Origin of the sequence: Vibrio cincinnatiensis DSM 19608 (assembly GCF_900167345.1) — a bacterium.
In the GTDB taxonomy this organism is placed as follows: domain Bacteria; phylum Pseudomonadota; class Gammaproteobacteria; order Enterobacterales; family Vibrionaceae; genus Vibrio; species Vibrio cincinnatiensis.
The window spans coordinates 287,538-301,123 of the sequence record NZ_FUXB01000002.1 but is presented as its reverse complement, the minus strand read 5'-3'; the positions used below and the strand labels follow the sequence as shown (position 1 = coordinate 301,123).

General features: G+C 41.5%; 9 protein-coding genes, 1 tRNA gene and 1 CRISPR repeat array. Of the genes, 8 read left to right on the top strand and 2 right to left on the bottom strand.

The features are described 5' to 3' along the window. On the bottom strand, nt 1-250 hold a 250-nt coding region (locus B5D54_RS02900), incomplete at its 3' end, for an IS110 family transposase (RefSeq protein WP_139364766.1). A 158-nt stretch (nt 251-408) separates the two neighbouring features. On the opposite strand from B5D54_RS02900, the gene B5D54_RS17535 reads away from it, so the two are divergent. The 7 genes from B5D54_RS17535 to cas6f all read left to right on the top strand — a co-directional run bounded on the left by B5D54_RS17535 (nt 409) and on the right by cas6f (nt 9,289). Beyond that, on the top strand, nt 409-549 hold the full coding sequence (locus B5D54_RS17535) for a BrxR family helix-turn-helix transcriptional regulator (protein ID WP_478221295.1): 141 nt from the start codon (nt 409-411) through the stop codon (nt 547-549). Nucleotides 550-637: 88 nt separating this feature from the next. Then, a complete protein-coding gene (cas1f, locus tag B5D54_RS02895) occupies nt 638-1,627 on the top strand; it encodes a type I-F CRISPR-associated endonuclease Cas1f (protein ID WP_078924979.1) in 990 nt (329 codons plus the stop codon). Continuing rightward, a complete protein-coding gene (gene cas3f / locus B5D54_RS17290; protein ID WP_078924978.1) occupies nt 1,624-5,013 on the top strand; it encodes a type I-F CRISPR-associated helicase Cas3f in 3,390 nt (1,129 codons plus the stop codon). The genes cas1f and cas3f overlap by 4 nt, the downstream gene beginning before the upstream one ends. Continuing rightward, on the top strand, nt 5,003-6,487 hold the full coding sequence (gene csy1 / locus B5D54_RS02885; protein WP_078924977.1) for a type I-F CRISPR-associated protein Csy1: 1,485 nt from the start codon (nt 5,003-5,005) through the stop codon (nt 6,485-6,487). The genes cas3f and csy1 overlap by 11 nt, the downstream gene beginning before the upstream one ends. After that, nucleotides 6,484-7,659: a type I-F CRISPR-associated protein Csy2 gene (gene csy2 / locus B5D54_RS02880; protein ID WP_078924976.1), complete on the top strand. Its 1,176-nt coding sequence runs from the start codon at nt 6,484-6,486 to the stop codon at nt 7,657-7,659. Before csy1 ends, csy2 begins: the two co-directional genes overlap by 4 nt. Nucleotides 7,660-7,677: 18 nt before the next feature. Continuing rightward, nucleotides 7,678-8,640, top strand: a complete 963-nt coding sequence (gene csy3 / locus B5D54_RS02875; protein WP_078924975.1) for a type I-F CRISPR-associated protein Csy3 — start codon at nt 7,678-7,680, stop codon at nt 8,638-8,640. A 10-nt stretch (nt 8,641-8,650) separates the two neighbouring features. Continuing rightward, nucleotides 8,651-9,289: a type I-F CRISPR-associated endoribonuclease Cas6/Csy4 gene (gene cas6f, locus B5D54_RS02870; RefSeq protein ID WP_078924974.1), complete on the top strand. Its 639-nt coding sequence runs from the start codon at nt 8,651-8,653 to the stop codon at nt 9,287-9,289. A 155-nt stretch (nt 9,290-9,444) separates the two neighbouring features. Next, nucleotides 9,445-10,612: direct repeats of the CRISPR family, unit length 28 nt; unit sequence GTTCACTGCCGCATAGGCAGCTTAGAAA. Between the two features lie 169 nt (nt 10,613-10,781). On the opposite strand, the gene B5D54_RS02865 is transcribed toward cas6f, so the two are convergent. Continuing rightward, nucleotides 10,782-10,857: transfer RNA gene (locus B5D54_RS02865), tRNA-Asn, on the bottom strand. Nucleotides 10,858-11,515: 658 nt separating this feature from the next. On the opposite strand from B5D54_RS02865, the gene uvrB reads away from it, so the two are divergent. Next, nucleotides 11,516-13,546, top strand: coding sequence for an excinuclease ABC subunit UvrB (gene uvrB, locus B5D54_RS02860; RefSeq protein ID WP_078924973.1), 2,031 nt, complete (start codon nt 11,516-11,518; stop codon nt 13,544-13,546). Nucleotides 13,547-13,586: the final 40 nt, after the last annotated feature.

Sequence of the window (13,586 nt, the reverse complement as noted above, 5' to 3'; positions counted from 1 at the left end):
CAAATGGTTTTACATGCTGAGCTGGAATAAGAGCCACTGTATATCCTAGCTCTTGAAATATTCTGCCCCAATGATGAGAAGTTGCACATGACTCCATTGCTAGAGCAGTTTGCTCTGGTAGTTGGCGGACAGTATCGAGAAGCTTATCTCGCTTTACCTTTCTGTTTGATAAAATTTGTCCATTTGTACCCAGAACACACACTTGGAAGAGATTTTTCGCTATATCAATACCGACAACTTTAATAGACATACTTGTTACTCCTGCTCTTAATGGTTGTACTATTAGTTTGGCACAACGACGCTAGAAGGGAGGTGCGTCCATCACATCAAAGCCAATTTCGATGTGTAATATCGAAATAGTCACGAATATATCTAATTGATTATGCTACGTTATACCTATTATTTTCTATGGGTATCATTGGTTTGACTATTCACACTCTTCAAGAACGGCATCGTTTTTTAGAAATGCTTGCCTTGTGGCAAGGCGATATTTGCCACAAAGATCTGGTCGATCAATTTTCGATTACCTACTCAAAGAGGTGCAGGTAAAGTCTCTTTACCTAAATAAATGTGCAGGATTAAGCTTTGGCAACAAACACATAAAGTAGATGCATAAACACTCAGCATGGAGCAAACAATGGACGATCTCTCTCCCTCCGATCTTAAAGTTATTCTGCACTCAAAGCGCGCCAATATGTATTACTTGGAATATTGCCGTGTGATGCAAAAAGATGGCCGCGTGCTCTACTTGACCGAAGCCGACAAAGAAAATCTCTACTTCAATATTCCGATTGCCAACACCACCGTACTCATGCTCGGCAACGGCACCTCCATTACTCAAGCCGCAATGCGTATGCTCTCACAGGCAGGCGTATTGGTCGGATTTTGTGGCGGCGGTGGCACGCCACTGCACATGGCTTGCGAGGTGGAATGGTTCACGCCGCAGAGCGAATATCGCCCAACAGAATACTTACAAGGCTGGCTCTCATTCTGGTTTGATGATCAAAAACGCTTGGCCGCCGCCAAACAATTTCAAAACGCACGAATTGATTACTTGCAGCGCGTTTGGCGATCAGACCGAGAATTAACGCTTGAGAAATTCAATGTTCAAGATGAAGTGATACAGCAATCTCTTGCAACCTTTCACCAACGCACTGACGCCGCCAGTAAACAATCCGACTTATTGCTCACCGAAGCACAACTGACCAAAGCCTTATACAAGTACGCTGCCAATAATACGGGTAAAGATGGTTTTACGCGCCAACATCAGCCAGACAAAAAATCCACCGACAAAGCCAATGACTTTTTGAATCATGGTAACTATTTAGCTTATGGACTCGCGGCAAGTTGCTTGTGGGTGCTTGGCATTCCGCACGGTTTTGCCGTGATGCATGGCAAAACCCGCCGTGGCGCCTTGGTATTTGATGTCGCGGACTTAATCAAAGACGCGATTGTACTGCCGTGGGCCTTTGTTTACGCCAAAGAAAACGCCACCGAACAAGAGTTTCGCCAGCAAATTTTACAATCTTTCATTGAACACAAAGCACTCGATTTTATGTTTGACACGGTGAAACAGGTCGCACTGCAAGGCAAAGGTGAAGAAGAGAGTGAGGCACGCGAATTATGATGGTCACCTTTGTCTCTCAGTGTGAGAAAAACGCCCTCAAGAAAACCCGCCGTGTACTGGATGCTTTCGCTAACCGCATCGGTGATAACACTTGGCAAACCCTTATCACCGAAGAAGGGTTAGTCACGGTGAAAAAAATGCTGCGCCAAACTGCCAGCCGCAGCACCGCCGTCAGTTGCCATTGGATTCGCTCCCGTTCACGCAGCCAGTTTTTGTGGGTGGTGGGGAATAAAAAGAAATTTAATAGTGAGGGGTATGTGCCAGTAAATTACACAGAAAAAGAAATGACAGGTTTTTACGATAGTGCAAGTTGGAAAACGTTAGACGCTATAGCAAGTGCGGCAGCAATCGCTGGTCTTTTTCATGATTTTGGAAAAGCAAATGTTCTATTCCAGAAGAAGCTAGATCCTAACGTTAAAACTGAAAACTCAGAGCCATATAGGCATGAGTGGATTTCATTACGCTTGTTTCAGGCTTTTGTTGGTAGTCATGATGATGTCAAATGGCTAGAAAAATTGGCAGAACAACAATTTGAAAATATACCAGATTGTTTCAAGGATGGTGTTGAACATGGATTTGGCGCACACCCCATTCTCAGTTTACCGCCATTTGCTCAGTTAGTTGCATGGATTATAGTTTCTCACCATAAATTACCGCTTTGCCCTGCTTGGCAAGACAGTATTAATGCCCCAGCGTTGAAAGATATTGATAAGTGGTTAATTAATAGTTTTGATGCGAATTGGAACTCGTATCAGTGTAATGCTGTTGAGCAGAAGCATCGGGTACAAGAAAACTGGAGTTTTTCCGAAGGCGCATTGCCTTATCACAGTAAAAAATGGTGTTCACACGCGTCTAATGTCGCGTCAATAGCGCTGGCGAATTTACTATCTAGAGAATATTTCGAACAAGATTATATAAACGACCATGTATTCACCAGCCATCTAGCTAGATTAGCAATGATGTTGGCTGATCGTTATTACTCGTCTCAACTTGAAGTCACGCCTGAGTGGCGAAGTTCTAAATATTATACTCACGCGAATACCTATGATAAATCGGCGGGAAAAACTGGTTTAAAGCAACAACTCGATGAACATTTAATCGGTGTAGCAATCCATAGTAAGGATATTGTACGAGCTTTACCCAAACTGAAGTTTAGTTTGCCTAAGCTTGAAGATGCCACATCTTTGTCGGAGCTAATTAGAAACTCTGATAAAGAATTTGAGAAGTATGGGTGGCAAAATAGCGCTCAAAAGTTGGCAAGTAAGCTTGGCAGGGAAAGCACTAACAATGGTTTTTTCGCCATTAACATGGCCTCCACAGGTAAAGGGAAAACCATAACTAATGCGAAAATTATGTATGCAATTGGTGAGCAAACGGGGAATAAGCGTTTTTCTGTCGCACTGGGGTTGCGTACATTAACACTGCAAACTGGTCGAGAGTTTAAAGATAGCATTGGCTTAAATGATGAGCAGTTGGCTATTGCTGTCGGTGGCTCAGCAGTAAAACAGCTCTTTGAAAATGAACAAAACAAAGAAAACGGTACAAATGAGAGGAGTTGTGGCAGCGAATCTGCGGAAGAGAACTTAAACGAAGAAATTTATACGCACTATGACGGAAACACAGTCCATAGCTTAAGCCAATGGACTGCGCATGATAAAAACATTGATAAATTGCTCAGTGCACCAGTGCTTGTTTGCACAATTGACCATTTAATTTCAGCGACCGAGGGGACAAAGGGTGGTAGACAAACAGCAGCGATGTTGCGTTTACTGAGTTCAGATCTTGTTCTGGATGAACCTGACGACTTTGGCTTATCTGATCTACCCGCACTTTGCCGCTTAGTTCATTGGGCTGGAATGCTAGGCAGTAGAGTTTTACTTTCAACAGCAACCATGCCACCTGCATTGGCATTTGCGCTTTTTGAATCATATAGAACGGGTTGGCAGCAATATGCTAAGGCAAATTTAACCGATTGGTCTGGTAATATTTGCTGCGCTTGGTTTGATGAGAATACAGTCTCAGACGCTGAAAAGAGTCAAATAGCAGATTTAACGTCGTTTAAATCTGAACATGGTAAATTTGTTAATAAGCGCTTGTCGTTTTTACACAGCGAACAATCAAAAGCTAAACGAATTGGGAAAATAGTAGAGATTGAGCGAAGTGATGGCGATTCACCTTTACAAGCAATAGCCCGAACAATCTACAACCAATTTAGTCAGTTACATAGAAAGCACCATACGAGCCAAAATGGGAAAACAGTTTCAATTGGCTTAGTACGCATGGCTAACATAAACCCTTTGGTTAATGTTGCGCAAAATTTAATAGCCTTTGATGCGCCAGTTATTGAACAAAATAATGACTGTTGTATCCACTTCTGTATCTACCATAGTCGTTATCCGTTGGCGGTAAGAAGCGAAATTGAAAATAAGTTAGATACGGCATTAAAACGTAAGCACGCAAATAAAATCTTTGACTCTTCCCATCCTGTGGGGAGAGTCATTAAAAACTTTCCTCAAAAGCATCATATTTTTGTTGTCTTAGCATCACCAGTAGCAGAAGTAGGGCGCGACCATGATTATGATTGGGCAATTGTCGAACCCAGCTCTATGCGCTCTATTATTCAGTTAGCTGGTCGAGTGTTAAGACACCGAGATAAGTCAATAATAGAGCCAAACATAGTTTTATTAAATCAAAACTATAAAGCATTAAATGGCAGAGAAATTTGCTTTGCGCGGCCCGGTTTTGAAATGAAATCGAGCACAGAAAGTCTGTTGCTTGATAAAACTCTCAATCTAAAAGGACTACTAAGGAAAGATACCTATGAAATTATCAATGCAATACCAAGAATAACATTACCAGACAAAGAGCAATATTTGCCCAACAAGGATGGCTTTTATATTGACTTAAATGGGCTAGAGCACAAGGCACTAGCTTGGCAATTATTTTCTGGTGATAGAAATGCTAAAGTTTGGTGGAATGCTGAAAAACAACAAATGCCCTATTGGTGCGCAGAAGTGCAGCGACAACAGCAATTTAGAAAAAGTCATCAAGATGAAGCTTATTACCTAATGTTTGATGGTGAATTTGGTAAACCATACTGGTGTTGGCTTAATGAAAATGTTCACCCCGTTAAATTTGGTGAGGTAACAGAAATTGGCATAACAACAGTGCCAAGAGTACCGCTTGGAGAAAATAGTTATTTTTGGTTAGACCAATCTGTTGAGAGTGTCTACCAAGCATTAGCAAATGATCTCAATATGGATATCTGTGAAATAGGTAAGCGGTTTGGTGAGTTAAGAATTACGGAATTTGATAATAGCAGTAATCGAGAGTATTGCTATCACAATAATTTTGGGTTGTACCAAGAGGTTGATAATGGTGAATGAAATTAAACAATCTAGCTGGAAAAATGTAATCGAAAGTTATATAAAAAGCCTTGAAGAATATAGTAAACAAAGTGATTATCGCAATGAATTGCTCGCAATTTTTGTTTCTAAAAAACTTTTATCTTTGGTTTCAGGAGAAGATGAGGCAGAAATTAAAAAATTCCTAATCTATATCCGGAAAATACCAGTTACAGCGAAAAACAAAGATAAATTGATAGCTGCTTACCAAACAGCAATAGATAAAGGATGGATAAAGTCAATTTCTGATGAAATTGAAAAAATAAGCCGAAAAAGCAATTTTATTAATATTTGGATAGCGCGTTCAGTTGAAATCAGCGAAGGAGTTCTACCAGCCACGCATTGTGCTAAGTTAACCCATTCAAGTTCATCAGGTTCTTCAATTTTAGACGCGTCAAGCAACAGTCGATCTGAATATGTAAGCACCAGTAGCATGCAAGAGAGAACCATAGATGGTACATATCTTAATGCGGTTTTCTCAAAGCAAGTTAAATTTTTAATGCTTAAATTTAATGACTCTTATCTATTTGAAGAAATACAAAAAGGTAACGGTTCAGCTTTAGTGGATTTTGCAGAGGATGATGAAGAGCTAAATTATTGGATAAAAAGTTATCAAGCAATCCTAAATGAGAAACCTAAGGCAGATATTTTACTGAAGCAACTGTACTTTCCTGTAGATAAAAATTATCACTTATTAGTCATGCTACAGTCATCTTCTTTGGCTCAAAATCTCTATGAGCGGTGTTTTGATAAAGAAGCTCGTAAGAAGCAAGGACAATATACTAAAGCTAGAAACTCATCCAAATTCACACCTGATATGCAACAAAACTTTGTGGGTGTAAGCAAGCTACTGATTACGCAAAGTCAGCATCAAAATGCGACAGTATTTAATGGTAAAAGAGGAGGTATTCAAAGATTATTTAATACCCAGCCACCTACATGGGTAGTCCAAACAAAACCACCAATCAATCAAAAGTCTTGGTTTTACAACGGTATTCCAAATTCAGCTATTAAAACTGACATTGATTATTTACGTGATTTCTTGTTGCGTAATGAACAGCTTTCATTAAGCACACGTAACCCACAGAAAAGAAAGTGGTTGATAAAATGGGGGCAAAGCTTAACGGATACCGTTTTGTTTCATGCACAACAGATACGGTTGCTACCAGCGGGTTGGAGCGGGTTAGAGAGTATTAAGCTTAAGCTATCACAGCAGTATTTTCTTGACCCTTATCGAGATGATGAGACGTTTCAAGCTGCGCGTAAGACGATCGATTGGCAATCCGAGGTCAGCAAGGATTTTGCTAAGTGGGTCAATGGCAAGTTGATCGGTAAAGATAAGCGCTTTACACCACAGGCAGAGCACACCAAGTTATGGGCGTTATTGATGAGTAATGCTTTACGGGAAATTACCATTGTGCCAGAAAGGGTTAAAAACATGGGGGAAACGGTATGACACAGTATTTATTGTTAAACCGTATTAAAGTGCAGAATGCCAATGCAGTTGCTGGTTTTACATGGGGATTCCCTGCGATTACGCATTTTTTGGGTTTTACACATAACTTGTCGCGTAAATTAGCAAGATCCAAATACCAAGGTGTTAGCCTGAAAGGTTGTGCTGTCGTTGCTCATGAGCATCATGTACATACTTTTGGGAAATACAACGATAGATTTTTGCAAAGCAAAACCCCTGCTTATTTACTGGGTGATGTAAATAAAGTTGTCCAAGGTGGCGCGCCCTCGATTGTCGAAGAGGGAAAAATGAATATGACAGTATCCTTGGTTATCGAGTTTGACGGTTTTATAGGTAGAGAGGTAGGTGAACTACTTTCGTGGGTAAAGCGGCAATGCTTAATGCAGAGATTGGCGGGTGGTAGCATTCTAACAATTGGCGATGTTAAGCTTCTTGATGGTAATAACCAGCAGGATATCTTCAAACTAAAACGAGTATTGTTGCCAGGTTTTGTATTAATGGACAGGTCAAACTATTTAGCGGAGCATTATCAAAACTGTTTAAGCAAAAATTCAGAAGCTGAGCAATTAGATGCTTGGTTAGATTTTATAGTTTTAAAACAGCAAGCTAGGCCAATTTCAACTTTGATTAGTAAACATTTGCAAGGAATGGATGATTCCACGTTATACGATATTTGGCTTGAACATTTAGAACAACCCTACAGTAATAATATTCCGCAAGAACTCTCCGAATATTTTTCGAAACTAGAAGAGTCAAAAAAAACAAAACTCTTACTGAAACAATGGGAAGAATACATGAACCCAACGGGTAAAACTGATGCTGATTGGCAGTATTTGTCTAAACCCAAGGTTGGTTATCTTGTGCCGATTATGACTGGTTATAAAGCTATATCCTCAGTTTATGATAATTGCGATATTGCTAATACGCGTGATAGTGAAACGCCTGTTTGTTTTGTTGAGGCCGTTCATTCAGTCGGTGAGTGGTTAGGCGTTAATCGCTTAAAAAACGGTGAAGATATCGCCAGTTGCCTGTGGACTTATCAATACGATGACGGCTGGTATTTGTGCCAGCAAATTATACAAAAAGAAATAGAAGAGAGTGACATAGAACAGCAAGTTTTAGCACTTTTTGATCCAATAGATGATTTAGTTTAAAAAATAAGGATTTATATAATGACTAAAAAAATTACTTTACCAAGCATGTTGGCATTTGAGCGTAAGTTAGAGCCATCAGATGCATTGATGACAGCAGGAGATTGGAACAATAAAGATAAAGCATGGGACGGTATAAAAATTAGTGTCCTGCCTCGGACTCTAAGAGGAACAAAAAGCCAGTTTAATTTAGATAAGGGCGGTAGAGAGGATAATAATATATCCGAGGGGGATGATGCATATTTACCCAATGATTTAGATACTTTAAAGGTTAGTTTTTCACTTCGAGTTATTGGTGATTTGGGTGCTCCTTTTGGTTGCAATGACCCTGATTTTTCTAGATCAATCAAAGAAAGAGTATTGGCTTATAAACCAGAAGGGCTGAAGGAACTAGCGTATCGTTATGCACATAATATCGCTGCAGGGCGTTTTTTATGGCGCAACCGAGTTGCTGCAGAGCAATTGTATATTCAAATTACAGTTAACGACCAAGATGCTATTGTATTTAATGGTTACGATTTCTCACTCAAAACTTTCGAAAAGCAGCGAGACAACGCTGACCTAATGAAAGTGGCCAACGCTATTTTTGAAGGTCTAAATAGTGACGAACAGTTTATATGTCTAACGGTAGATGCGTTCGTTAAACTTGGAAAAGGGCAGCATGTATTTCCCTCTCAGGAAATGAATATGGGCGAAAAGAAAAAAGTATTGTTTAAGCTGGATAATTGTGCAGCGATGCACAGTGTGAAAATTGGCAATGCAATTAGAACGATTGATGATTGGTACGACAATGCAGAATTACCCATTGCAATAGAGCCATTTGGAGCTGTCACCCAGCAAGGCCACGCATATAGGAAAACGAAAACAGATCTTTATACCCTGATGATGAAATGGGTAAACGACGAAGAAGTTAGTGAGAATGACAAAAATTTTGTACTGGCGAACTTAATTCGTGGTGGTGTGTTTGGTGGTAAAGCAGAATAGTGAGAAAGTCATGAACTACTACCAAGAAATCACCTTGTTACCAGAGGCAGAAATACCTCTTGCCTTTCTTTGGCAAAATGTCTTTCAACAAGTCCACATTGCCTTGGTGGAGCACAAAGTGGGTAGCAATCAATCGCTCGTTGCAGTCGGGTTTCCTGATTATCGTCAAGCGAAGTTTCCGCTGGGCAGTAAGTTGCGTCTATTTGCTAAAGATCAGGCGACACTGGAAAATTTGGATATCCACCATTGGCTAACTCGGCTAGAAGACTATGTGCACATTAAAGGGATCAAACCCGTACCAAACGATGTAAATTACGTAAGCTTTGTGCGCAAGCAGGTGAAATCGCCCGAGCGAATAGAGCGGGATATGCAGCAAAAAGCCGCGCTATGGGCCGCAAAATCCGGTAAACCGCTGGTGGAATGCCTAGCCGATTTGCAACAAAGCAAGCCGACAGCCTTATGCTCTTTGCCGTTTATTTACTTGCATAGCCAGCAAACGAAGCAGCGCTCCCCTGAAAAAAGCAGTAAGTTCCCGCTGTTTATTCAGATGCAGCAACAAAGCACATCACAAGATGGGAGCTTCGATTGCTATGGTTTGAGTAGCAAAGCGAGTGGGCAATCAGCATTGGCTACCGTACCGCACTTTTAAATTGAACGAAAAAGGGTAGTTTTTACCCTTTATTTTTGCTCTTTAAAAATAACCAATAAATACAATGAGTTACAACTGGTGGTTTTTTATAAGGTAAAAATGCAATTTTTATCCTAACTGACTGTTGTAACTTGTTTTTATTGATTTATTCTATAGTTCACTGCCGCATAGGCAGCTTAGAAAATAATCATTGTTTGCAAAGTAGTCACGTAGAGGTTCACTGCCGCATAGGCAGCTTAGAAATAGTGAAAATTTAAGAACAGGCAAATCACCAGGTTCACTGCCGCATAGGCAGCTTAGAAATTAGACGGTCAATATATCTATTTAAAATCGGCGTTCACTGCCGCATAGGCAGCTTAGAAATTAACTAAGTAACCATCGGGGGTTATATGAAAGTTCACTGCCGCATAGGCAGCTTAGAAAGCTCACGCTCTTTCGGTGGTCAACGTATTTCCGTTCACTGCCGCATAGGCAGCTTAGAAATTCGAAGATAAAGATGTAGAGCAGCATCCCCCGTTCACTGCCGCATAGGCAGCTTAGAAAAACTCGCCACTGAGGGGTTATTGTCTGGTTTGGTTCACTGCCGCATAGGCAGCTTAGAAATCTAACACGTAGTAGGCTTGGTCTGAGTTGAGGTTCACTGCCGCATAGGCAGCTTAGAAAAGTAAGCGCCTTGAGTAAAATAGAAGAATTTTGTTCACTGCCGCATAGGCAGCTTAGAAACCGAAGGAGCCACCAACCGCGAAAAAGCTACGGTTCACTGCCGCATAGGCAGCTTAGAAAATGAAGAGGTGCTGATCACCGATTTCGTCCCTGTTCACTGCCGCATAGGCAGCTTAGAAAATTGTAGATGTTTGGGGGCGTCCGATTGAGTCGTTCACTGCCGCATAGGCAGCTTAGAAATATGCGCGAGGGCGCTTTACCCCTGGAACAATGTTCACTGCCGCATAGGCAGCTTAGAAACTGTAGAACAGGCTGCACGCAGCACATATTACGTTCACTGCCGCATAGGCAGCTTAGAAATCAAGCAACACTACGAATAACAATACATCGGGGTTCACTGCCGCATAGGCAGCTTAGAAATACTGAGTACAAATTGCCATTTCCTTGGACAGGTTCACTGCCGCATAGGCAGCTTAGAAAGATAAGCACTGGGGCGGCCTCCTTAACTAAGTGTTCACTGCCGCATAGGCAGCTTAGAAATTAAAGGGGTATTCGAAACAGTGTGAGTATCGGTTCACTGCCGCATAGGCAGCTTAGAAATTGCGGCCCACGCGCCCCTTGATGAATGACAGGTTCACTGCCGCATAGGCAGCTTAGAAAATCGCCAGCACGTTGATGGCGTGGACGATATCGTTCACTGCCGTATATTGTGCACCTAAACTTCTAAGCTAGTATCAGTCAGGATAAGACATTAAGAGAATGCCACCCCTTTATATCGCTAGATTTAGAGACAAAAAAAGACGTCCTGGGACGTCTTTTTTCTGGAATTTGGCTCCCCCTGCGGGACTCGAACCTGCGACATACGGATTAACAGTCCGCCGTTCTACCAACTGAACTAAGGGGGAATGGGTTTGTGCTGCGGATGGTAGCTACTCTGTTCTCATGTGTCAACTTTTGGCATTAAAAAAAAGAGAATTTTTTTGCGTAGAAGGCTTTACTTTTCTGTATCCCTTACCCCATTTGACCTCGATTCAGTTATCCACCAAATTTGTGGATAAGTGTGTTGATGAATGTTGAGTAATTATTTTATTGATGTTTTTATCTTAGACTCTTTAGAGTGAAATCAGTTGATTTTCTCTATAACTTTATGTTTTTGTTTTGTTTTATTGGTTTATCAACAGGCTTTGCATGTGAGAAAGGTATGACAGAAATGAGTCGAAAATGAACGTTATTTAGGGAAAATGGGGAAAAGCAGTGGATTATTTTACTGTAAATGTAAGGGGGAGGTATCGCTAGGGCTGAGAATGATAGCAAAGTCCAAAGAGGTTGGCTATGGTTTATTTTTCTGTTTACGCGATCTGCTGCGCAAGATTGTGCTGTAAACATAAGACGTTTTTGTTGGTGGCTCTTATGCTTTTGGCGACGAGCTTGGTCGGAATATCGGCTTACGTATCTAAAAAAGTGGGGGAGTTTTTCGGAGATTGATTAAGACTTTTTCTTGCTAGTCAAGGACAGGATGCGGAGAATACACTGGATAAGAATCGCTAAGATGGAAAGATGACTATGAACAAAGCATTTGAGCTAGTTTCGCATTATCAACCTTCAGGAGATCAACCCGATGCTATCCAACGTTTGTTAGACGGAATTGATGCTGGACTTGCACACCAAACATTATTGGGGGTGACGGGATCGGGAAAAACGTTCACACTTGCGAATGTCATTGCCAAAGCGCAACGTCCAACGATCTTATTAGCGCCGAATAAAACGTTAGCGGCTCAATTGTATGGGGAAATGAAAAGTTTTTTCCCGCATAACGCGGTGGAATATTTTGTCTCTTATTACGATTATTACCAGCCTGAAGCTTATGTGCCCACCACCGATACCTTTATTGAGAAAGATGCTTCCGTTAATGCTCATATAGAGCAGATGCGTTTATCTGCCACCAAAGCGTTACTCGAACGTAAAGATGCCATCATTGTGGCATCGGTTTCTGCCATCTATGGGTTGGGCGATCCTGATTCTTACCTAAAGATGATGTTGCATTTACGCCGTGGAGATGTACTTAATCAGAGAGATATGCTCCGCCGTTTAGCTGAACTGCAGTATACCCGTAATGAAATGGCGTTTGAGCGTGGGCAGTTTCGGGTTCGCGGCGAGGTGATTGATATTTTTCCCGCAGAATCAGAACAAGAAGCGGTGCGGGTGGAGATGTTTGATGATGAGGTGGAGTGTATCAGTTTATTTGACCCATTAACCGGAGCGGTTAAGCAGCGTGATCTGGCTCGTTATACCATCTATCCTAAAACCCACTATGTCACCCCTCGAGAGCGAATTCTGGAAGCGATTGAGCTGATCAAACAAGAGCTACAACTCCGACGTCAGTACTTACTTGAAAATAATAAATTGCTGGAAGAACAGCGGATTTCTCAGCGAACTCAATTTGATATTGAAATGATGAACGAGCTGGGTTTTTGCTCGGGTATCGAAAACTACTCTCGTTACCTTAGTGGCCGCAGTGAAGGGGAGCCGCCTCCAACCCTTTTTGATTATTTACCCCATGATGGTTTGTTGGTTATTGATGAATCGCACGTAACTGTTCCGCAAATTGGTGCGATGTATAAAGGGGACCGATCACGTAAAGAAACTTTAGTTGAATTCGGGTTTCGGTTACCTTCGGCGCTGGATAATCGGCCGTTGAAGTTTGATGAATTTGAAGCCTTAGCTCCACAAACGATTTTTGTGTCAGCAACACCGAGCCACTATGAATTAGAGAAATCAGCCGGAGAAGTGGTTGAACAAGTGGTGCGCCCAACGGGGTTACTTGACCCTGAATTGGAAGTGCGCCCAGTTGCAACTCAAGTGGATGATTTGTTATCTGAAATTCGTTTACGCTCCGTGAAAGATGAACGCGTTTTGGTGACCACCTTAACGAAGCGAATGGCAGAGGATCTCACTGAGTATCTACATGAGCATGGCGTTAAGGTGCGTTATTTACACTCAGATATTGATACCGTTGAGCGTGTTGAGATTATTCGAGACTTAAGATTAGGCGTTTTTGATGTGCTGGTGGGAATCAACTTATTACGTGAAGGGTTAGATATGCCGGAAGTCTCTTTGGTTGCGATTTTAGATGCAGATAAAGAAGGCTTTTTGCGTTCAGAACGATCGTTAATTCAAACCATTGGTCGTGCCGCTCGTCATTTAGAAGGCAAAGCGATTCTCTATGCTGATACGGTGACAAAATCCATGCAAAAAGCGATGGATGAAACAGAGCGGCGCAGAGAAAAACAGCATGCTTATAATGAAAAAATGGGTATTCAACCGCAGGCTTTAAAACGCAATATCAATGATATTATGGAATTGGGGGATGCCACCAAAGCACGGAAACAGAAAGCGAGCCGAATTGTGCCGTTATCTAAAGTTGCCGAAGAGGGGGCAGGGTATGCAAATTTAACCCCTCAACAGCTAGAAAAAGAGATCCTAAAATTAGAGACGCAAATGTACAAACATGCGCAAGAGCTTGAATTTGAACAAGCAGCAGCGAAGCGCGATCAGATAGAAACGCTACGGCAGCAATTTATTGTTAATAGCTGAGGGGCTTTTTCGTTTTAAAGGTAAAAAAATAGCCAATAGA